This window comes from Methylobacterium sp. E-066, from assembly GCF_022829635.1.
Classification (GTDB): domain Bacteria; phylum Pseudomonadota; class Alphaproteobacteria; order Rhizobiales; family Beijerinckiaceae; genus Methylobacterium.
On the sequence record NZ_JAKSYO010000192.1, the window covers coordinates 13222 to 34935 of the forward strand.

The window sequence follows — 21714 nt, forward strand, 5'->3', positions numbered from 1 at the left end:
AGGAATCCAGGCCGGATTGCGCGGTGCCCCTCATCACGCCAGGCCCGTCAGCTTTTCCGGGCGCAGCGCGTTCGGCCCGGCCGGGAAGTAGCGCACCGCGATGCCGTCGGCGAGGCGTTCGAGGTCGGTCTCCAGGGCGGTGAGGCGCACGGCGTCGAAATCGGCGGCCTCGCCGCTGCGCAGCTCCGCCAGGATCCGGGAGGCGATGCGGCGATGCGGCTCCGGGATGCCGTCGGCCGACAGGGCCGGCAGGTCGTCGAGATGCCGGGCGATCGCCTCCGCCTGGAAGGCGATCGAGCGCGGGTTGTAGGGGTCGAGCAGCACCATGTCGCGCACGGGGTCGAGGGCCGCGCCCTGCATATAGCGCCGGCCGTAGCTGATCTGCGAATCGCACAGCGACAGCATCACCCCGAGGCAGCCCGGCGTCGCCTCGTCGTTGGCGAAGGACAGCGCGAAGGTGCAGGTGTTGATCGCCCGCTCGACGCGCCGGCCGAGCTCGACGAAGTGCCAGCCCTCCGCCCGGCTCATGTTCTCGTGGGTGAGGCCGGAGAGCGCGGCCAGCTGGCTCAGCGCCCGCTCGGCGCGGCCGGCGAGCTGCGATTCGGTGAAGGTCCGCTCAGTGTCGAGCGACAGGAGCTCGATCAGGTCGGCCAGCACCCGCCAGGCTTCGCCGGACAGGCGGGCGCGCAGCGCGGCGGCGTTGCGCCGGGCCGAGACGATGTGGGCGCGGGCCGAGCCCGAGCGCTCGCGCCCGGTGAGCGCCTCCTGGGCGAGCCGGGCGGTGGGCAGGTCGGTGGCGCCGGTGGCGCCCCATTCGTGCAGCAGCGCCCGCAGGGCGAGGGCCGCCGGGGTGTCGAGGGCGCCGGAGATGTCGGCCCCGACCGCGTCGCCGACGCTGCGCAGATGGGCCAGGACCAGCCGGATCACCGCCTCGGCGCGCTCGAGGTAGCGGCCGAACCAGAACAGGCCGTCGGCCGCCCGGGAGGGCAGGTGACCGCCGACCCGGCGCACCCGCGGGGCCGCGTGGGAGCCGATCAGCGGCGCCTCGACCGGGCTCTCGGACAGCACCCACAGGTCGGCCGAGCGGATGCCGAGCCGCATCTCGATCGGGTCGACATCCTCGCCCTCCGAGACCCGGCAGAAGCCGCCCGGCATCACCTGCCAGCCTGACGGCGTCCGGGTGGCGAAGACGCGCACCACGAAGGGGCGGGGCACCAGGGTGAGGCCGGTCTCGCCGCGCTCCCAGCCGGGCATGGTCGAGAGCGGCGCGGCCTCCTGGGCGACGTAGTCGAACGGCCGGTCGCGCAGGGCCGCCACGACCCGCGCTCTCTCGGCCGCCAGGGCGTGCGGGGCCAGCATCGCGTCGCGGCCCGCCCCGCGCTGGGGGGTGGCCGCCGGGCGCAGGGTCAGGCTGTCGAGATTCGCCTGGGCATGGGCCAGGCCTTCGAGGTCGCCGCACCACCAGGCCCGGGGATGCCCGAGCCGCAGGGGCTCGCCCAGCAGCCTTCGGGCGATGCCGTCGAGATAGGGGGCGAGCGCCGCGGACTCGACCAGCCCCGAACCCGGCATGTTGGCCATCACCACGGAGCCGTTGCGCAGGGCCTCGATCACGCCGGGCACGCCCAGCCGCGAGGCCGGATTGAGTTCGAGGGGATCGAGATAGTCGGCATCGATCCGCCGCCACAGGGCGTCGGCCCGCTTCAGCCCCGAGACGGTGCGGACATGCAGGGCGCCGTCCCGCATGACGAGGTCGTCGCCCTCGACCAGCATCAGGCCGAGATAGCGGGCGAGCGCGGCCTGCTCGACATAGGTGCTGCTGTAGGGGCCGGAGGTCAGCAGGCAGATGCGCGGGTCGGCGCGCTCGGCCCCCAGCGCCAGGCCTTCGCGGAACGCCTGGAAGAAGGCCGGCAGGCGCTCGACATGGAGGTCCTGGAAGAAGTCCGGGAAGGTCCGGGCCAGGACCATCCGGTTCTCCAGCGCCCAGCCGAGGCCGGAGGGCGCCTGCGTCCGGTCGGCCAGGACCTGCCAGCGCCCGTCCGGCCCCCGGCCGATATCGGCGGCGTAGAGCTTCAGGTAGTGGCCCCCGGGGGGGGCGACCCCATGCAGGGGGTGGAGGAATTCGGGCGTCCCGGCCACGATCGCGGCGGGCAGCAGCCCATCCGCGACCAGCCGGCCCTCGCCGTAGGCATCGGCGAGGATCGCCTCCATCAGCTCGGCGCGCTGGACGATGCCAGCGCTGAGCTCCCGCCACTCGGCGGCCTCCACCACCAGGGGCAGGCAGCCGAGCGGCCAGGGATGCTCACGCTGGTCGCCGGAGATGCGGAAGGAGATGCCGGCATCGCGGATATGCCGCTCCGCCGAGACGAAGCGGGCGAGGATCTCCGGCTCGGTCAGCGCGCCGAGATGGTCGAGCAGGCGCGGCCACGCGCCGCGCGGGGCGCCGTCGTCACCCAGAAACTCGTCCGGCCGGCCGGGGACGGGCCGGTAACCCGCGGTCCAGCGCGCGATGCGCTCCCGCGGGCTTTCCGCCGCCTCGGCCCGGGCGGCGCCGGATGCGAGCGCCGCCTCCATCACCGAACCCCGGTCATGTCGGGGCCGGCGTGCGCAGGTCGAGGGTCAGCGGGAACTCGGCGCTCGTCTCCGCGCGGGGCATCTCGATCCGGCCCGGCGTGTGGCCGAGGGGCTCGAAGCGGGCGAGGCGGCGCCCCTCCGCCTCGTAGGCGTTGACCGGGTGGGTCTCGTAGTTCCGGCCGCCCGGATGAGCGACGTGGTAGCGGCAGCCGCCGAGCGAGCGCCCGCTCCAGACATCGAGGATGTCGAAGGTCAGCGGCGAGTGGGCCGGAATGGTCGGGTGCAGCGACGAGGCCGGCTGCCACGCCTTGAAGCGCAGGCCGGCCACGGCCTCGCCGGCCCGGCCGGTGCCGGTCATGGGCAGCCGGCGGCCGTTGCAGGCGATAACGTGCCGCTCGGGCACGAAGCCCTCGACCTTGATCTGAAGCCGCTCGACCGAGCTGTCGACGAAGCGCACCGTGCCCCCGCTCGTCCCTTCCTCGCCCATCACGTGCCAGGGCTCCAGCGCCTGGCGCAGTTCCATCCGGACCCCGCCCTGCTCGACCACGCCGAAGACCGGGAAGCGGAACTGGGCCTGCGCCTCGAAGGCGACCGGATCAAAAGCGTAGCCTGCCGCCCCGAGATCCTCCAGCACCCCGAGGAAGTCGGCCCAGAGGAAATGCGGCAGCATGAAGCGATCGTGGAGCGTCGTGCCCCAGCGGACACAACCGCCGGTCTGCGGCTCGCGCCACAGCCACGCCACCAGGGCCCGCAGCAGCAATTGCTGCGCGAGGCTCATGCGGGCATCCGGCGGCATCTCGAAGGCCCGGAACTCCAGGAGACCGAGGCGCCCGGTCGGGCCATCCGGCGAGTACAGCTTGTCGATGCAGATCTCGGCCCGGTGGGTGTTGCCGGTGACATCCACCAGGATGTTGCGGAACACCCGGTCGACCAGCCAGCGCGGGATGTTGGGGGCGTCGGCGGCCGGGATCTGGGCCAGCGCGATCTCCAGCTCGTAGAGCCCGTCATGGCGGGCCTCGTCCATGCGCGGGGCCTGGCTGGTCGGGCCGATATAGAGGCCGGAGAACAGGTAAGAGAGCGCCGGGTGGCGCTGCCAGTAGAGCACCAGGCTCTTGAGCAGGTCGGGCCGGCGCAGGAACGGCGAATCGTCCGGGGTGACGCCGCCCATGACCACGTGGTTGCCGCCGCCGGTGCCGGTATGGCGCCCGTCGACCATGAACTTTTCCGCGCCGAGCCGGGTCTGCCGGGCCTCGGCGTAGAGGTCGGTGGTGATCGCCACCGCCTCGCGCCAGGAGGCAGCCGGGTAGACGTTGACCTCGATCACGCCGGGATCGGGGGTGACCTTGATCAGGCCGATGCGCGCATCGTAGGGCGGCTCGTAGCCCTCGATATGGATCGGCAGCTTCAATTCGGCGGCGGCTGCCTCGAGATGGGCGGCGAGTTCGAGATACTCGTCGGCGCGCTGGGTCGGGGGCATGAACACCCGCACGATCCCGTCCCGGGGCTCGATGGCGAGCGCCGTGCGCACCGCGACGCCGGTGATGCCGGCGCCGTTGACGACGGTCTTGGCCATCGGGTCGTCGGGGAGGGGGCCGCGGGCCTCCAGCGGGTCCTGCGGCTGGTAATAGGGATAGTGCTCCGGCGGCACGTAGGGCAGGGACGACAGGGGCAGCCGGAAGCCGAGGGGCGAATCGCCCGGCACCAGGAAGGCCTGGCCCCGGCGGAAGTCCCACTTCTCCGAGATCCAGACCCGGTCGGCATCGCCGTCCTTGCCGGTGGGCAGGCTCGCGAGCGGCAGGACGTAGCCCGCGGCTTCCCCGAGCCCGCGGGCGTAGACGCGCCGGATCCGAGCGTCGAACTCCACCGAGCCGGACTTGGCCGCGGCCGGCGTGACGTTGACCGGCAGCTCCGCGGCTTTCTTCTCCCAGAGCTCGCCGTCCTCGAAGGCCGGGAAGACGTAGTCGGACAGGCCGAGCCGGCGGGCCAGGGTGTCGGCCAGTGCCTTGGCCTGGGCGATGGTGGCGGTCCCCTCAGACCCCTCGCCCGCCTCCGGGGCGATCAGCGCAGAGTCCTTCCAGATCGGCTTGCCGTCCTTGCGCCAGTACAGGGCGAAGGCCCAGCGCGGCAGGCTCTCGCCGGGATACCACTTGCCCTGGCCGTAATGCAGCAGGCCGCCCGGGCCGAAGCGGTCGCGCAGGCGCCGGATCAGCGTGTCGGCGAGCCGCCGCTTGGTCGGGCCGACGGCGGCGATGTTCCATTCCGGCGCCTCGAAATCGTCCACCGACACGAAGGTCGGCTCGCCGCCCATGGTCAGCCGGACGTCCTGGGCCACGAGGTCGGCGTCGACCCGCTCGCCGAGCGCATCCATGGCCGACCAGACCGCCTCGGAATAGGGCTTGGTGATCCGGGGCGTCTCGGCGACCCGGGTGATCCGCATCTCGAAGCCGAACTCGGTCTTGGCCGGCTCGGCCGCCCCCGAGATCGGCGCGGCCGAGCGGTAATGCGGGGTCGCGGCCAGGGGGATGTGGCCCTCGCCGGTGAGCAGGCCGGAGGTCGCGTCCATGCCGATCCAGCCGGCGCCCGGTAGGTAGACCTCGGCCCAGGCATGCAGGTCGGTGAAGTCCGCCGACGCGCCGGCGGGGCCGTCGACCGCAGTGGTGTCGGGCACGAGCTGGATCAGGTAGCCGGAGACGAACCGGGCGGCGAGACCGATCCGGCGCAGCACCTGCACCAGCAGCCAGGCCGAATCCCGGCAGGACCCGCTCTTGAGCCGCAGCGTCTCGGCGGGCGTCTGGACGCCCGGCTCCATGCGCACGCCGTAGGCGATCTCGCGGGCGATCATGCCGTTGAGCGCCACCAGGAACAGGACCGTGCTCTGCTCCTCGGGAAGCCGAGCGAGCAGCGCCTCGATCTCCGGCCCGTCCGCGTCGACCGCCACCAGGTAGGGGGCCAGCTCCTCCGACAGGTCAGGCTCGTACGCGAAGGTCCGGACCTGCGCATAATCCTCCACGAAGAAGTCGAACGGGTTGATCACCGCCATCTCGGCGGTGAGGTCGACCTCGATCTTCAGCTCGTCGGTCTTCTCCGGGAAGACGAGGCGGGCGAGCCAGTTGCCGCTCGGGTCCTGCTGCCAGTTGAGGAAGTGGTTGGCGGGCGTCACCGTCAGCGCGTAGGCCGGCACTTTGGTGCGCGCGTGCGGGGCCGGGCGCAGGCGCACCACCTGGGGACCGAGGCTGATCGGCCGGTCGTAGCGGTAATGCGTGACGTGGTGCAAAGCGGCTTTGATCGACACGATGGCTCCGTCTGAAGATCGAATGCGGTCTCGTAGCCGATACTGGGCGCTACAACGGGTCGATCGTCCCGGGCCCCAGCATGGTTATGTGCCAAGGATGGGGCCACAAGCAATTTCCGTGCGGCGGCCACGGCTTCCGTGGTTCGCCGCCGACCTTGGCCGGAACTTTGCCGGTCGCGCCTATTTGATCGAGAGGTGGGTCGGTAGCCGGCCCGGGACCGCGCGATGAAGCTCTTCCAGTGCCAAGCCTGCGATCAGCCGGTCACCTTCGAAGCGACCGCCTGCGAGAGCTGCGCGCGCAGGCTGGGCTATACCTGCATCGTGCACGAGGTCTCGGCCCTGGAGCCCGTGGCGCTCTCGGCCCATCCGGCCATGGGCGGGGCCCAGACCTTCCACGCCTACGCCGATTCGGGCCAGCGCTACCGCTACTGCAACAACGCGCTCTCGGGCGCCTGCAACTGGCTGGTGCCGGAGGACAGCCCCGACATCTTCTGTACCGCCTGCCGGCACAACCGGGTGGTGCCGGACCTGTCGCAAGCCTGGAACCTCACCCGCTGGCGCCAGATCGAGGCGGCCAAGCGCCGGCTGTTCTACTCGCTGCTGCGCCTCGAACTGCCCCTGGCGACCCGGGCCCAGTACACGGACGGGCTGGCCTTCGATTTTCTGGTCGATCCGTCGGAGAGCTTTTCCTACGGGACGCCGGTGCTGACGGGCCATATCAACGGCCTGATCACCATGAACATCGCCGAGGCCGACGACGTCGAGCGCGAGCGGCGCCGGATCCTGTTCGGCGAGCATTACCGGACCCTGCTCGGCCATTTCCGGCACGAGATCGGGCATTACTTCTGGTACATGCTGGTGATGAACGGGCCGCACATGGCCGAGTTCAGGGCGCTGTTCGGGGACGAGAGCCGGAACTACGTCCGGGCCCTGCAGGATCACTACGCCCACGGCGCCCCGGCCGACTGGGAGGATTCCTACGTCTCGGCCTACGCCACCGCCCACTCCTGGGAGGATTTCGCCGAGACCTTCGCGCATTACCTGCACATCGTCGACACGGTGGAGACCGCCTCGACCTTCGAGCTGCACGTGCGCCCGCGCCTGCGCAACGCCACGGCGGCGCCCACGGTGATCGACTTCGACCCCTACGACACCCAGGACCTCGACCGGCTGATCGAGGCGTGGCTGCCGCTGACCTACGCGATCAACTCCCTGTCCCACAGCATGGGCCAGCCGGCGCTCTACCCGTTCAAGCTGACGCCGACGGTGATCGCCAAGCTCGCCTTCGTGCACGAGCGGATCTACGCCTCCCGCTCCGGCACTCTGCCGGATCCCGGCGAGGCGGGGGCGGAGATGCTCCGCGCGGTGATTTTGGGTTTGCGGCAGAAGGTGGCGGCGCCGACCGTGTGAGTGCCGGACGGTCGGCCGAGGTTCTAGCGCCGAATTCTCTTCGCGGGCGGCGGGAGTACTTTACCGTCCGGCCGACCGTGAACCTCTGGCGTCGCCGCAAGCACGTCCCTCGCCTCTGGTGCCAACCAAGGGAGATCAGCGGCCATGAAAGCCGCCGCTGCCTGCTCGATGTCAGGCAGGCGTCGACGCTCCCGCCTGAGGATACGGCCGCGGGTTACCTTGCGGTTGGTCACCGTCGGTTCCGTCACGGGCGCAGCTTTCGGCACTGAGATCACCTCCGGACCATATGATGCGAGTCAGCCAGATCAGGCGCAAGCGCAAAGCCTTGCCTTTTGTACAAGGGGATAAGGTCCGGGTCGACGTGATGAAGCCGAAGCTCCGGCACACCGATCAGCTGCCTGTAGGCTTCCGCCATAGTCAGGGCGATCGCGATCACCTGCCCTTTGAGCGGATGCGTCGGATCCGGATTGCCCTCAAGGAAATCCAGGGCAACGAACCTGTCTTGGTTCACGGCACCGATCGCCAACCCACACAGCGTCCCGTCGTGCCAGATCGCAGCGTTGAAGCACTTTGGATGGTTGTTCTGGAAGTCGGCCGACAGCCCGGCCCAGTCCCAACCCACCGCTCGGCCTTGGTGCCCGAGCCAGGTATCCGTGAACGCGGATCGCGCTGCGCCAGCGATGATTTCACAGCGTACGTCCGGGCCAAGACCCAACTTGGCGACCGCCAGCGCACCGGCAAGCGTCAGGCGTTTCGCGTGGGCGGATCTGACCACAGGGCGTTGCATCAGGTGCCCTCAGTCACCCCTGCCGCCACCCGTCGATCCTGCCGAGCGCCATCGGCTCATCCGAATCAGCCCCGATAGGCGGCGGCACGTGCGACTTCGGAAGCCGAGCCCGCATGGGGCACACGGTGCTTCTCTGTCCCTCGGATGCAACGCGGTCCGTGGCCGATCACGTCTCCTGCCGCCCCTCCACGAAGGCGCGGAACGCCGCCAGGGTCTCGGCGCTGACATGGTGCTCGATCCCCTCGGCATCCCGCCGGGCGGTCTCGGGGCTGACGCCGAGGGTGCACAGGAAGCGCTCGACGATGCGGTGGCGCTCGCGGGCCTGGGTGGCGAGCCGGCGACCGGCCTCGGTCAGAAACACACCGCGATAGGGCCGCTGCTGGACGAAGCCGTCCTCGCACAGGCGCTTGAGCATCTTGGCGACGGTGGGCTGGGCCACACCGAGGCGCGCGGCGATGTCGACCTGGCGGGCCTCGCCGCCGTCGCCGATCAGGTCGTCGATCAGCTCAACGTAATCCTCGACGAGTTCGGAGCGGCGGGCCTCGCGGGCCTGACGGAAGCTCTCCACGTGCCGCTCGGGATCGACCAGCACGGTCTCCGATAAGCCTTGGGTTTCAGAGGCGCTCGGCTCGGACGGTTCCTGCATCGGCTCTCCCTCTCGCCGCCCCCGGCGCCGCCCGACCCCTGTTTAGCAAAGTCCGCCCCCGAGAGGGGAGTCCCGCGATGCCCCTTAAGTCCCCTCTTGAAACCCGCGGCCGATGCCCTGAATATAGCCCAAGCTATATCTTTGAGGGAAGGGTGAGGCATGGCAACGCCGGACGCGGCGACGGTCCCGGAGGGCCAGAGGCCCGGGGGAGGCGCGGCCCAAGGTCGTGCGCCTGGGGCGATGAGCCGGCGGACGGAGCAGGCCATCCGCGACGCCCTCGACGGGCGGCGGGGCGGCCGGGGCCGGTTCCTGCTGTTCGTCGGCCCCGCCGTGACGGCGTCGATCGCCTACATGGACCCCGGCAACTTCGCCACGAACATCCAGGCCGGCGCTCGCTACGGCTACGGCCTGCTCTGGGTGGTGCTGATCGCCAACCTCACCGCGATGCTGTTCCAGGCGCTCTCGGCCAAGCTCGGGATCGTCACGGGCAAGAACCTCGCCGAGCATTTTCGCGACACCGTTCCCCGGAGCGGGCGGTTCGCGGCCTGGGGCATCAGCGAGGTCGCCGCCATGGCCACCGACCTCGCGGAGTTCTTGGGCGGCGCGATCGGGCTGTCGCTGCTGACCGGCATGCCGCTGATGGCTGGCATGGCGATCACCGCGGTCGTCACCTACGCGATCCTGCTGCTGGAGCATGAGGGATTCCGGCCGCTCGAGATCGCGATCGGCGTCATGGTCGGCACCATTGGCCTCTGTTACGCGGTCGAGCTCGCCATCGCCCCGGTGGCCTGGGCGGACGCCGCCAAGGGTCTCGTCACCCCAAGAATCCCGGACGCGCAGGCGCTGACCATCGCGGTCGGGATCATCGGCGCCACCGTGATGCCGCACGCGCTGTTCCTGCATTCGGGTCTGACCCAGGGGCGGGGCAATCCCCGGACCGATGCCGACCGGCGCCTGCTGGTGCGGTACTCGAACCGCGAGGTGGTGGTGGCGCTGCTGCTCGCCGGCCTCGTCAACATCGCGATGGTGATCATGGCGGCGGCCGCCTTCCATGCCGGCCACAGCGAGGTCGCCGAGATCGACCAGGCCTACCGCACCCTGACGCCGCTGCTCGGGCCGGCGGCCGGGGCCGCCTTCCTGGTGTCGCTCCTCGCCTCGGGGATCTCCTCCTCGGTGGTGGGGACGCTCGCCGGGCAGATGGTGATGCAGGGCTTCACCGGCTGGCGCATCCCGCTCCTGGTCCGCCGGCTGGTGACCATGCTGCCGGCCTTCGTCGTGGTGGCGATCGGCATCGATCCGACCCGGGCGCTGGTCCTGTCCCAGGTGGTGCTGTCGCTCGCCCTGCCGGTGCCGATGGTGGGCCTAGTGGTGTTCACCCGCCGCCGCAGCGTGATGGGGGCCTTCGCCAACGGCCCGTTGACCCAGGCGGCGGCCATGGCGGGGGCGGCCGTGGTGCTCGCCCTCAACATGGTGCTGCTGGCTGCCGCCTTCGGGCTGCCGGTCCCGGGGTTGGAGTGAACCCATCCGGTTCACACAGCCTCGGCCGAAAGCAGCCCTCAGCACAACGCCAGGGCGGGCGTGTCGACTCTTATCCCGCCACGTCCAAGCTCCGCGCCTCACTCACGAGGTGGTAGAACCGGCCGTCGAACATCTGCATCACCGCCTCGGTGGCGGCGTGGGATTCCGGGCGGATCGACGAAGCCAGGCAGGCGTCGAGCGCCGCCTGATCGAAAAAGTCCATCTCCAGGATCATGGCGATCGGCCGCGCGTCGGCATCCTTGGAGACCAGGCGCTGCACCCGCACCGCGGTCACACCCGGGAAGCGCCGCCAGAACGGCTCCAGCTCGTCCCGGACCCGGCGGAAGAACTCGTCCTCGCGGCCGTCGCGCACCGTGCCCTCGTAGATCGCGGTCCTGGTCAGCATCGGGGCGTCTCCGGGGGATTGTCTGCGTCGAGCGGTCAACCGGCGAGGGCCGGGTTCGCTCCCGGCGGGTGACAGGGCGGCCGCGCTGTCCGCCGGGGCGAGGGGTCCGGCCTTCACCGGGGCGGCCGAATCGGGGTATCGATACCCCAGCCCATCGCGACGATGCGGGAGAGACCGGGATTCCCCCACCAGAGGGGGACCCGGCGCCGACGGAGCAACCGCCCCGGAAACTCTCAGGCACCGGAACCGTGTCGTCAGGGCGATCTGGAGAGCGGTGCAGCGGATCCGTCCGTGGGCACCCGCCGAAGGGGACGTCCGTGCCAGCCTCGCCAGGGCCGGCCGGATCAAGCTCTCAGGCACCGGGACAGATGGGGCGCGAAAACCGGCCAACCCGCAGGGGAGGGCCTCACCGCGTCCGCACGTCCTGGAGTCCCACACCATGACCCACATCGCCGTCATCGGCGCCGGAATCACCGGCGTGACCACCGCCTATGCGCTCGCCCAGCGCGGCTACAGCGTCACCGTCCTCGACCGGCAGCGCTACGCCGCCATGGAGACCTCCTTCGCCAATGGGGGCCAGCTCTCGGCCTGCAACGCCGAGGTCTGGAACAAGCTCTCCACCGTGCTTCACGGCATCCAGTGGATGATGCGCCGCGACGCGCCGCTGCTGATGAACCCCACCCCCTCCTGGCACAAGCTGTCCTGGATGGCGGAGTTCATGCGCGAGATCGCCCATTACCGGCAGAACACCGTGGAGACCGTCCGGCTCGCCCTCAAGGCGCGCACGGCCCTGTTCGCCATGGCCGAGGCCGAGGGCATCGATTTCGACCTCAAGACCCGCGGCATCCTGCATTTCTACCGGGACCGGGCGAGCTTCGAGAAGGCGCATGCCGTCAACGCCCTGCTGCGGGAGGGCGGGCTCGAGCGCTACGCCGTCACCCCGGAGGAGATCCGGGCGATCGAGCCGACGCTCGCCGGCGCCTACGCGGGCGGCTACTACACCCCGTCGGACGCCACCGGCGACATCCACACCTTCACCCGGGGCCTCGCGGCCGCCTGCGCCCGCAAGGGCGTCCGCTTCGTCCACGACGCCAGCGTCGAGACGATTGTGGCCGGGGAGGGGGGCTACGCCATCGGCTGGCGTCAAGCAGGCCATCTTGCTGATCGGCCGGCCGCCGACGCGCAGGTGCTGCGCGCCGACGCGGTGGTGATCTGCGCGGGCTGCGCCAGCCGGCGCTTCGCCGCGATGTTGGGCGACCGGGTCAACGTCTACCCGGTGAAGGGCTACTCGATCACCGTGAACCTGCTGACCCCGGAGGCGCAAGCTGCGGCCCCGGAGGTGAGCATCCTCGACGAGGCGGCCAAGATCGTCACCAGCCGGCTCGGCGACACGCGTCTGCGGGTCGCCGGCACCGCCGAGTTCAACGGCTTCAACCGCGACATCCGCCACGACCGGGTGCAGCCGCTGATCGACTGGACCCGGGAGCAGTTCCCGCTTGTCGACACCGACCGGGTGGTATCCTGGAGCGGCCTGCGCCCGATGCTGCCGAACATGCTGCCCAAGGTCGGTCGCGGCCGCCGGAAGGGCGTGTTCTACAACACCGGCCACGGCCATCTCGGCTGGACCCTCTCGGGCGCCACCGCCGAGCTCGTCGCCGAGGCGGTGGCCGCGGAGCACGCGCCGGAGGCCGTGGGCCTGCCGCTCGCCGCCTGACGGCGGACCCGAATCCCGGCCCGGCAGCAAGGCCGCGGACCGGGACGAAACGCGCCGTCGGTTTCGGGGGGAACGGACGGCGCGTTTCCCAAGATTATTTTGTATACTGCGCCCGAGCCGCCCCGGATCCCCGAGCCGTGATGCGCATGCCTGCTGCCAATATGCCCCCTGCCTATATCGACCCCGCCACCGGCGCCTCCTACCCGATCGAGATCCCGCGCTGGCGCGGCGATTCGGGCGGCCCGCTGATGATCTCGCCGCTGCCCGGGATCGACCGGGGGCAGATCGATACCGGGGAGCGCTCGCTCTGGCGCTACGCCGCGTCCTTGCCGGTGGCGGTCACGGATCCGGTCTCGCTGGGGGAGGGCTGCACGCCGCTGGTGCGCCGGCCCTGGCGCGGGCGCCATGCCCATTTCAAGCTCGAATGGTTCGCCCCCTCGGGCAGCTTCAAGGATCGCGGCGCCTCCGTGATGCTGTCGATCCTGCGCCAGCAGGGCATCGACGCGGTGCTGGAGGACTCGTCCGGCAACGGCGGCGCCGCGGTGGCGACCTACGCGGCCGCCGCCGGGATGCGGGCCAAGATCCTGGTCCCGGCCTCGACCTCGCCGGCCAAGACCGTGCAGATGCGCGCCGCCGGCGCCGAGGTCGAGCTGATCCCCGGCACCCGCCAGGACACCGCCGACGCCGCCGTGCGGCAGGCGGACGCGATCTTCTACGCCAGCCACAACTGGCAGGCGCATTTCCTCCAGGGCACCAAGACCTTGGCCTACGAGCTGTGGGAGGACCTGGGATTCACCGCCCCCGACGCCGTGATCATCCCGTGCGGGGCGGGCAGCAACGTGCTCGGCTGCGATATCGGCTTCTCGGAGCTGCTGCGCCGGGGCTCGATCGCCCGCCTACCCCGCCTCTACGCGGTGCAGCCGGCCCAGTGCGCGCCCCTGCATGCCGGCTTCCAGGCGGAGGCCGAGGATTTTCTGCCGGTCACCCCGGGCCCGACGCTGGCCGAGGGCGCGTCGATCGCCCAGCCGGTGCGCGGCCGTGCGGTGCTGGCAGCGCTCCGCCGGTCCGGGGGCGGCACCGTGGCGGTGTCCGAGCCGGCGATCGAGGCGGCGCTGATGGAGCTCGCCCGCTCCGGCCTCTACGTCGAGCCGACCTGCGCGATGGCCGCGGCGGCGCTGACCGACCTGACCGCCAGCGGCGCGATCGGGCCCGACGAGACCGTCGTGGCGGTGCTCACCGGCACCGGCATCAAGGCGACGCCGCGCATCGCCGAGCTGTTGGGACTTGCCCCGTGACCCGCTGACACGACCGCGAAACGAAAAAACGCCCGACCAGGAGGAGACACCCCATGCGCAACAACATTCCCGCCCGCGTCGGCATGCCGGTCGAGGAGGTCGACACCCCCTGCCTGATGGTCGATCTCGACGCCTTCGAGCGCAACGTCGACAAGCTCGGCCGCTTCATGAAGGAGAACGGCCTGCGCCACCGGGCCCATGCCAAGACGCACAAATCCTCCGACATCGCGACCGTGCAGATCGAGCGCGGCGGGGCCTGCGGCGTCTGCTGCCAGAAGGTCAGCGAGGCCGAGGCCCTGGTGAGTGCCGGCATCCGCGACGTGCTGGTGTCGAACCAGGTCGTGGCGCCCCAGAAGATCGAGCGCCTGGCCGCGCTCGCCAAACGGGCGCGGGTGCTGGTCTGCGTCGACGACCTCGGCAATGTCGATGACCTGTCGGCAGCCGCGGTGAAATACGGCGTCACCCTCGAGGCCCTGGTGGAGATCGATGTCGGCGCCGGCCGCTGCGGCGTCGCCCCCGGCGAGCCCGCGGTGGCGATCGCGAAAAAAATCGCGGCGGCGCCGGGGCTGAAATTCGCCGGGCTGCAGGCCTATCAGGGCCGGGCGCAGCACGTGCGTGACTACGATGAGCGCAAGGCCCTGATCCAGACGGCGATCGACGACACGAAGCGCACCGTCGACCTGCTGAAGGCCGAAGGGCTCGCCTGCGCCATCGTGGCGGGCGCCGGCACCGGCAGCTTCGCCCTGGAGGGCGGCAGCGGCGTCTACAACGAGCTGCAATGCGGCTCCTACGTCTTCATGGATGCCGACTACCAGCGGGTGAAGGATGCGAGCGGCCAGCCGATCGGCGACTTCGAGAACAGCCTGTTCATCGTCACGTCGATCATGAGCAAGGCCAAGGCCGATGTCGCGATCTGCGATGCCGGCCTGAAAGCCCAGAGCATCGACAGCGGCCTGCCCCTGGTGTTCGGCCGGAGCGACGTGGAATACGTCAAGTGCTCGGACGAGCACGGGGTGATCAGCGATCCCGGCAACGTGCTCAAGCTCAACGACCGCCTGAAGCTGATTCCGGGCCATTGCGACCCCACCGTCAACGTCTACGACTGGTATGTCGGCGTGCGGGACGGCCGGGTCGAGGCGGTCTGGCCGGTCACCGCCCGCGGCATGACGTTGTAGGGTAGGGGGCGGCTCCCACCCATCCCCCTCATCCTGAGGTGCCCGCGCCAGCGGCCCTCGAAGGAGGGCTCCAGAGGTCGCGCGGCCGCTGGAGGGCTCCTTCGAGGCCGAGCGATCGTCGATCGCCCGGCACCTCAGGATGAGGGCGCGGATGGGAGAGGCCGAATCACAGGAAAGGCTTGCCGCTCATGCGCTTCATCTCGGAAGAGGAATCCGCCGCCCTGGTGGATCACGCCCTGGCGTTCGAGGCGGCCCGGGAGGCGCTGATCGCCGCGGTCGCCCCCGGGACCACCCTGTTCCCGGCGGTGCTCGGGCACGGCTCGGAGCCGACCAACCGGTTCTCGATCAAGTCGGGATCGACGGCCGATTATGCCGGCCTGAAGGTCGGCTCGTTCTGGCCGGGCAATCCCGATCGGGGCCTGCCGCGGCACAATTCGGTGATCCTGCTGTTCGACCAGGCTTTCGGCCGGGTCGACACGGTGATCGAGGCGGGCCGCGTCAACGCCTACCGCACCGCCGCCGCCGACGCGGTGGCGGCGAGCGTCCTGGCCCGGCCGGATTCGGCGGTGCTCGCCGTGTTCGGCGCCGGCAACCAGGCGGAATTCGAATGCGCGGCGCTCGCCCGGGTCCTGCCGATCCGGACCGTGCTGGTGGTGGCTCGCGACGCGGCCAAGGTCGCGGGGTTCGGCGAGCGCCTGCGCCGGCAGGGGGCCGCGGTCGAGGTGCGGGCCGCCTCGGCACAGGAGGCCTGCCGGGCCGCCGACGTGATCGTGACGGCGACGCCGGCCCGGGCGCCGTTGTTCGAGGCCGATTGGGTCCGCCCCGGCACCCATGTCGCCGCCATGGGGGCGGATGCCAAGGGCAAGCAGGAGCTGCCCCCGGCTTTGCTGGAGCGGGCGGCCCTCTACTGCGACCTGCCCGAGCAATCGCGCACCATCGGCGAGTTCCAGCACGCCCCCGCGGCGGCGGAGCTGCGGGCGATCGGCGCCGTGCTGGGGAGCGGGCAGGGGGCCCGGACCGACCCGGAGGCGATCACGGTGTTCGATTCCTCCGGCATCGCCCTCCAGGACCTGACCATCGCCCGGGCGATCCTCGCCAAAGCGGACGGGCGCGGGTAGGGGACGCCGACGCCGGCCCTCCCCCGCCCCGGCGGAGGACAGCGCGGCATGCAGGACAGGCAGATCCGGGTCATCGGCATCGGCACGGGCGATCCCGAGCACCTGACCCTCCAGGCGGTGCGGGCGCTGGCCGATGTCGACGCGGTGTTCGTGCTCGACAAGCGCGCCGACACCGCCGACCTCGTGGACATCCGCAAGCGGATCTGCGCCGCCCATATCCGAAACCCCCACCGGGTCGTCACCGTCGAGGATCCGCCCCGGGAGCGCCGCCCGGCCGATTACGGCGCCACCGTCGAGGCCTGGCACGCGGCCCGGGCCGAGCGGCTGGAGGCGGCCTTCGCGGCGGAGCTCGAATCCGGGCAGGTCGGGGCGATCCTGGTCTGGGGCGACCCGGCCCTCTACGACAGCACCCTGCGGATCCTCGACCGGATTTCTTCGCGCGGGCGTCTCGCCCTGAGCTACGCCGTGATCCCCGGCCTCTCCAGCGTGCAGGTCCTGGCTGCCCGCCACGGCGTGCCGCTCAACGCCATCGGCGGGCCGGTGCTGATCACCACCGGGCGCCGCCTCGCCGCGGGCTGGCCGGAGGGGGCCGACAGCGTGGTGGTGATGCTCGACGGCGATCCGAGCTTCGCCCATCTCGACCCGGACCTGACGATCTACTGGGGCGGCTATCTCGGCAGCCCGGACGAGATTTTGGTCTCCGGCCGCCTCGGCACGGTCGGCGACGAGATCCGGCGGGTCCGGGCCGAGGGCCGGGCGCGGCATGGCTGGATCATGGATATTTATTTGTTACGACGGCTCTGAGCGAGGGAGGCTGCGCCCCCCGGCCCCGGTGCTGCGCTGCGCGCGCGAATATCCCATTCTCGTCCCTCATCCTGAGGTGCCGCGCAGTGGCCTCGAAGGAGCCCTCCAGGGATCGCGCGGCCGGCTGGAGGGCTCCTTCGAGGCCCGGCGATCTTCGATCACCGGGCACCTCAGGATGAGGGGGAGGATGGGAGGGGTCCGGTCGAACACGCCCCGTGAGAACGCCGGTCCCCGCCGTGACCCCGCCGCCACGGACAGGACAGCCCGACCGGGCTAGACCGCCGCCATGCTGCGCTTGCGGGACTACCAGCGCGCCAGCCTCGACGCGCTCGCGGCCGCCTGGGGGCGGGGAGGGGGCGACGCGGCGGCGCCCGGCCATCTGGTCGTGCTGCCCACCGGGGCCGGCAAGGCCCTGGTCATCGCCGCCCTCGCCCGGGAGGCGGTGACAAAAAACCCCCTCGCCCGGGTGGCGATCGTCACCCACAGCCGCGAGCTCGTCGCCCAGAACTTTTCGGAGTTGACCCGCTACTGGCCGGAGGCGCCGGCCGGCATCTTCTCCGCCGGGCTCGGGCGGCGGGAGGCCGGGGCGCAGGTCCTGGTCTGCGGCATCCAGTCGGTGGCCGACCGGCTCGACGCGGTCGGCCCGCGCGACCTCGTGATCGTCGACGAGGCGCACCTGATTCCGCGCGCCGCCCAGACCCGCTACGGCCGGTTCCTGGCGGGCCTGCAGGCGCTGACGCCCGGGATGCGGGTGGCGGGCTTCACCGCGACCCCCTACCGGCTCGATTCCGGCCGGCTCGACACAGGGGCCGGCCGCCTGTTCGCCGGGATCGCCTACGAGGCCGATACCGGCGACCTGATCCGGCGCGGTTTTCTGGCACCGCTCGTGTCCAAGGCGACCCTGACCCAGCTCGACGTCTCCGGGGTCGGCCGGCGCGGGGGCGACTACATCCCGGGGGAGCTGGAGGCGGCGGTCAACCGCGACTGGATCACCCGGGCCGCCGTGGCGGAGCTGACGGAATACGGCAGCGGGCGCCGGGCCTGGCTCGCCTTCTGCGCCGGCCTCGCCCATGCCGATGCCGTGCGCGACGCGGTGCGGGCCGAGGGGTATTCCTGCGAGACGGTCTCGGGCGAGACGCCCCGCCGGGAGCGCGACCGGATCGTGTCGGCGTTCCGAGCCGGAAAGATCCGCTGCCTGACCTCGGTGGGCGTGCTCGGCACCGGCTTCAACGCCCCGGAGGTCGACCTCGTGGCGCTGCTGCGCCCGACCCGCAGCACCGGCCTCTACGTCCAGCAGGTCGGCAGGGCGCTGCGCTGCGCGCCCGGCAAGGAAGACGCGCTGATCCTCGACTATGCCGGCCTGGTGCGGATGCACGGTCCGGTAGACGCCGTCACGGCGCAGAGTGCCGCTCAGGTGCTCGGCGGGGCAGGGGGCCTGCGCGCCAAGCCCTGCCCCGGCTGCGGCGCCCTGATTGCCCTGAACGCCTCCACCTGCGAGGCCTGCTGGACCGAGCCGGAGACGGAAGAGGAGGGCGCCCCCCTGCACGACGCCGCGGCCGAGGACGAGCTGCCGATCCTCTCGGCCGACATCGTGCCGGCCTCCGAACCGGCCGGCCCTGCCCCGGAGGCGGAGGCGCCCTGGCATCCGGTGACGGATCTAACCCTGGAGGCGGCCCCGGACGGCCTCGACCTCGTGCTCGGCTGGCGGGACGGCGCCGCAGCGGCCGATTGGCGGGTGCGCCTGCGGCCCGAGCGCAGCGGCTACGAGCGGGAGAAGGCGGTGCTGTGGTGGCGCGGGCTCGGCGGCGGCCGCGACGCGCCGATGGATGCCGCCGGCTTCCTGGAGCAGGCCGAGGCCCTGGCCCGGCCGGCGGCGATCCGGATCCGGCCGGGCCGGCTGTCGGACCAGATCGAATGCCGCGCCCAGGACGGCCGGATCTTCGCCGACCAGAGCCGGCTCGCCGGGCGCACCGCGTGACGCCGCGGGGAGGGCGCTTTCGGCTCGAGTTCCTCGAACCGCCCTCACCCGGTTCCGCTGCTTCGCTCACGTGGCGCTTCTCAAGCGTACCGCCGTTCGGCAGTGCCGAGGATCGGGCCGGCCATCGGAGCCAGAGCTCGGGTTTGCCGCTCCGCATCCAGCGGCGAACCCGGCCATCTGGCATGCCAAGCCCCCTCACCCGACCTTTCTGATGGCCTTAGTTCCATAATATATCTTATGCGAACTCTGGATGGGGGTCGGGAGGGGTGTGGTCGGGCGGTTGGTGGCCTGTTGTTCTGAGATGCCTCGAGGCGCTGGTGCAGGATCAGGCGGCGGCTTTGAACCCCGCCCCGTCATCCCGGGGCCGCGAAACGGAGCCCGGGATCCAGATCCGTCGGCAGCAGCCCGCGGTTGCGCGCCGTCGACGACGCGCGACCGCCGCCTCTCCGGATACGCCTGCGGCGCCGCGGCTGGGCGACCGGCGGAGGCCCGAGCTACGGTCCCACGGCACCGCATTCCGGCGGCGCGGGCGTTACGGCAGCTTCGAGCGCAGCCAGCCGAACAGGCGGCGCCCCGGGAAGCGGGCAGGCGGCATCCGGACTGTGGGTTCGGCCCCCTCCTCCGGGATCGGGCCTTCGTGGAAGCGCGCGCCGAACGACCAGAACTGGTCTCGCCTGGTCCCGATCATGCCGAGCCCCACGGGTTCGCGGTCGACGTTCGGGCGCATCCGCCCGCCGGCCCAGACGCGCTGCCAGCAGCCGCGCCGGGACAGGTCGGCGTCGCGCCAGCCCAGGCGGCCATGACCGGCGACGGCGAAGACCCGTTCGCCGCTGAACGCCTCCGGGATCCAGACCCAGGTCGAGAACACGTAGGCCTTGTCGGTGCCGAGGCGGGCCGGGTCGACCGCCCGCGTATAGGCGCTGAGCGCCAGGGTCGGGTGCCGCCCGGCATGCCGGCGCAGGCCGCCCGGCAGCGTCAGGGCGTCCGCGAAGGCCCCCGCCCCCAGGTCGGTCGGCGCCTGGCCGTGCTCCAGCGCGTAGGCGCTGTCGACCAGGTGGAGCCAGGGTTCGAGATCGACCTCCCAGGCCTGCTCGGTGGGGGCGAAGCGGCGCACCTGCCCCGCGATCACCCGGTCGGCGACCCGCCTTGCGGGCTCCGGGCGCCAATCCGGCCCGGCCTCGGTGACGCGCAGCAGCGTCGAGGGACCGTGCGCCCAGACTGCCTCGGACAGGTGCGCGAACTCGGATTCCGGAGCGTCGCGGCCGACCTTGCGGACCAGGATTTTTGACCCGTCGGCGAGGTCGTCCAGCATCTTGCGCTTCAGGTGGGCGAGGCGGCCGTATTCGCGTTCGACCAGCACCTCCGGGTCGATCGAGCCGGCGGCATGGCCGGTGTTCGCCCAGATGTTGTAGGCCACGCTGTGGCAGTAATAGGTGCCGCCGTCGCTCACCGCGATGCGCAGGTCGCCCGGCACGCCGAAATCCGAGAAGCCGCAGCGCAGGCCGCGGATCAGATCCGCCATCGGCGTGTAGGAGAACCGCAGCAGCCCGGACGGCTCGACGCCGCCGTAGCGCTGCACGAAGCCGAACTCGCAATTGTCACCCAGGCTCCGAAACCCGTGGAGCCGCTCCGAAAGCCTTGCGGCCGCCGCGTTCCTCATCCCGGTCACTGTCGTTCGCTCTGATCCACCGAGCCCTTTCGCGACAGATCGCGGTGTCCGCCCGGGTTTGTCCAGCCCCGTGCGCACATGGGCGCCGCCGCGGGGCCGGCGCGACCGGCCCGGGAGGAGGGGGTGTTTTTTGGTCTCCGGTGCCCTGGAGCCCCCTCCCCGGCCCCTAGCGGATTCCCGGAATGCGCGCTCCTTCCCCTTGCGGGGAGGGGGAAACGCACAGGGCTTCAAGCGCTTACTGCCCGATGCGGCGGGTGAATCCCGTTGCCCTGGCCTCAGGGCGCGATCGCCGCCTCCAGGGTCTGCAGGCTCGAATCCGCGCCGATCGCGTGGCCGCTCTCGGCCAGCCAGCGCTCGGCGGTGGCGCGGCCGAGGTCGCGCAGGGCGCCGATCGTCGACCAGCGGGTGTCGAGCTTGCTGATCTCGCCCCCGGCCAACTCGCAGGGCGCCTGGAGCAGGTGGATGTTGATGTCGGCGATGGCGCGCATCCGGGCATCCTGCGTGTCCGTCTCCCGGGCGTAGCGCTGCAACTCGGTCAGCGCCTTCAGGTCGCGCATCAGGCAGGCGTTGAAGCTGATGTCGCTGACTCGCCCGGCGATCTCGGAGGGCAGCAGCCCGATCGCATCGGTCACGAACGGCGTCAGCTGCAGGACGATCAGGTCGGTGGCGCCGTGGCCGTTGAACACCAGCGGCTCCAGGGCCGGGTTGGCGGCGTAGCCCCCGTCCCAGTAGCGCCGGCCGTCGATCTCCACCGGGGCGAACAGCTCCGGCAGGCACGAGGAAGCCATCAGCGCCTTCAGGGTGACCTCGGGACCGGTGAACAGCCGCGCCGCGCCGGTCAGGATGTCGGTGGCCGAGACGTAGAGCGGCACCCGCTCCTGCCGGGCGACGGTCTCGAGGTCGATGCTGGCGCGCACCACCGCCTGGAACAGGTGCATGTCGCGCAACGTCGGCAGGAACGGCGAGACATAGGCCGAGGCCTCGCGGAACAGGGCCAGGGACCGGGCGACGAACGGGTCCAGGAACGGGTCGAACGCGGCCCCGAATCCCTCGAAGCCGCGCAGGGGCGAGCGCTCGGCGGTCGCCCGCCACAGCCGCTCCAGGGCCTCCCGGCCGCCGTCGTCGCCGCCGGTGGCCAGCCCTGCCACCAGGGCGGCGCCGTTCAGCGCGCCCGCGCTGGCGCCGCTGACCGCGACGATCTCGATATGCTCCTCCAGCAGCCGGTCGATCACCCCCCAGCCATAGGCGCCGTAGGAGCCGCCACCTTGCAGCCCGAGGGCCACGCGCGGTTTCATCTGTGCCATCGTCCCTGCCGATCCTGCGCGCGCGGC

General features: G+C 71.5%; 15 protein-coding genes and 2 riboswitches. Of the genes, 8 read left to right on the forward strand and 7 right to left on the reverse strand.

What is annotated here, in order from left to right:
- Positions 1-33: 33 nt before the first annotated feature.
- Entirely contained in the window at positions 34-2571 is a 2538-nt protein-coding gene (locus MKL20_RS28500; RefSeq protein WP_244039498.1) for a circularly permuted type 2 ATP-grasp protein, read from the reverse strand.
- A 13-nt stretch (positions 2572-2584) separates the two neighbouring features.
- Entirely contained in the window at positions 2585-5863 is a 3279-nt protein-coding gene (locus MKL20_RS28505) for a DUF2126 domain-containing protein (protein ID WP_244039499.1), read from the reverse strand.
- 225 nt (positions 5864-6088) lie between these two features.
- Between MKL20_RS28505 and MKL20_RS28510 the strand changes: the two genes are divergently transcribed.
- A complete protein-coding gene (locus tag MKL20_RS28510; RefSeq protein ID WP_244039500.1) occupies positions 6089-7273 on the forward strand; it encodes a putative zinc-binding metallopeptidase in 1185 nt (394 codons plus the stop codon).
- Between the two features lie 271 nt (positions 7274-7544).
- On the opposite strand, the gene MKL20_RS28515 is transcribed toward MKL20_RS28510, so the two are convergent.
- Positions 7545-8060: a hypothetical protein gene (locus tag MKL20_RS28515; protein ID WP_244039501.1), complete on the reverse strand. Its 516-nt coding sequence runs from the start codon at positions 8058-8060 to the stop codon at positions 7545-7547.
- A 166-nt stretch (positions 8061-8226) separates the two neighbouring features.
- Positions 8227-8706: a manganese-binding transcriptional regulator MntR gene (mntR, locus tag MKL20_RS28520; RefSeq protein WP_243961872.1), complete on the reverse strand. Its 480-nt coding sequence runs from the start codon at positions 8704-8706 to the stop codon at positions 8227-8229.
- Between the two features lie 159 nt (positions 8707-8865).
- On the opposite strand from mntR, the gene MKL20_RS28525 reads away from it, so the two are divergent.
- Positions 8866-10224: an Nramp family divalent metal transporter gene (locus MKL20_RS28525; protein ID WP_409568211.1), complete on the forward strand. Its 1359-nt coding sequence runs from the start codon at positions 8866-8868 to the stop codon at positions 10222-10224.
- A gap of 70 nt (positions 10225-10294) precedes the next feature.
- Here the strand turns inward: MKL20_RS28525 and MKL20_RS28530 are convergent, their stop codons facing one another.
- Entirely contained in the window at positions 10295-10630 is a 336-nt protein-coding gene (locus MKL20_RS28530; protein ID WP_244039502.1) for a hypothetical protein, read from the reverse strand.
- A 155-nt stretch (positions 10631-10785) separates the two neighbouring features.
- Positions 10786-10889: riboswitch (glycine riboswitch) on the forward strand.
- 3 nt (positions 10890-10892) lie between these two features.
- Positions 10893-11000, forward strand: a riboswitch (glycine riboswitch).
- A 69-nt stretch (positions 11001-11069) separates the two neighbouring features.
- Between MKL20_RS28530 and MKL20_RS28535 the strand changes: the two genes are divergently transcribed.
- The 6 genes from MKL20_RS28535 (at position 11070) to MKL20_RS28560 (ending at position 18714) form a co-directional block, all read left to right on the forward strand.
- A complete protein-coding gene (locus MKL20_RS28535; RefSeq protein WP_244039503.1) occupies positions 11070-12344 on the forward strand; it encodes a D-amino acid dehydrogenase in 1275 nt (424 codons plus the stop codon).
- Positions 12345-12505: 161 nt separating this feature from the next.
- Positions 12506-13639: a pyridoxal-phosphate dependent enzyme gene (locus tag MKL20_RS28540; RefSeq protein ID WP_409568212.1), complete on the forward strand. Its 1134-nt coding sequence runs from the start codon at positions 12506-12508 to the stop codon at positions 13637-13639.
- Between the two features lie 53 nt (positions 13640-13692).
- On the forward strand, positions 13693-14814 hold the full coding sequence (locus MKL20_RS28545) for a DSD1 family PLP-dependent enzyme (RefSeq protein ID WP_244039504.1): 1122 nt from the start codon (positions 13693-13695) through the stop codon (positions 14812-14814).
- 188 nt (positions 14815-15002) lie between these two features.
- Positions 15003-15932: an ornithine cyclodeaminase family protein gene (locus MKL20_RS28550; RefSeq protein WP_244039505.1), complete on the forward strand. Its 930-nt coding sequence runs from the start codon at positions 15003-15005 to the stop codon at positions 15930-15932.
- 48 nt (positions 15933-15980) lie between these two features.
- Positions 15981-16736, forward strand: a complete 756-nt coding sequence (gene cobF / locus MKL20_RS28555; protein ID WP_244039506.1) for a precorrin-6A synthase (deacetylating) — start codon at positions 15981-15983, stop codon at positions 16734-16736.
- A gap of 286 nt (positions 16737-17022) precedes the next feature.
- Complete coding sequence (locus MKL20_RS28560) at positions 17023-18714, forward strand: DEAD/DEAH box helicase (protein ID WP_244039507.1); 1692 nt, start codon at positions 17023-17025, stop codon at positions 18712-18714.
- Positions 18715-19246: 532 nt separating this feature from the next.
- On the opposite strand, the gene MKL20_RS28565 is transcribed toward MKL20_RS28560, so the two are convergent.
- Together MKL20_RS28565 and MKL20_RS28570 are read right to left on the reverse strand one after the other, a co-directional pair.
- Complete coding sequence (locus MKL20_RS28565; RefSeq protein WP_244039508.1) at positions 19247-20374, reverse strand: hypothetical protein; 1128 nt, start codon at positions 20372-20374, stop codon at positions 19247-19249.
- Between the two features lie 284 nt (positions 20375-20658).
- Positions 20659-21687, reverse strand: a complete 1029-nt coding sequence (locus tag MKL20_RS28570) for a patatin-like phospholipase family protein (RefSeq protein WP_244039509.1) — start codon at positions 21685-21687, stop codon at positions 20659-20661.
- Between the last annotated feature and the right edge of the window lie 27 nt (positions 21688-21714).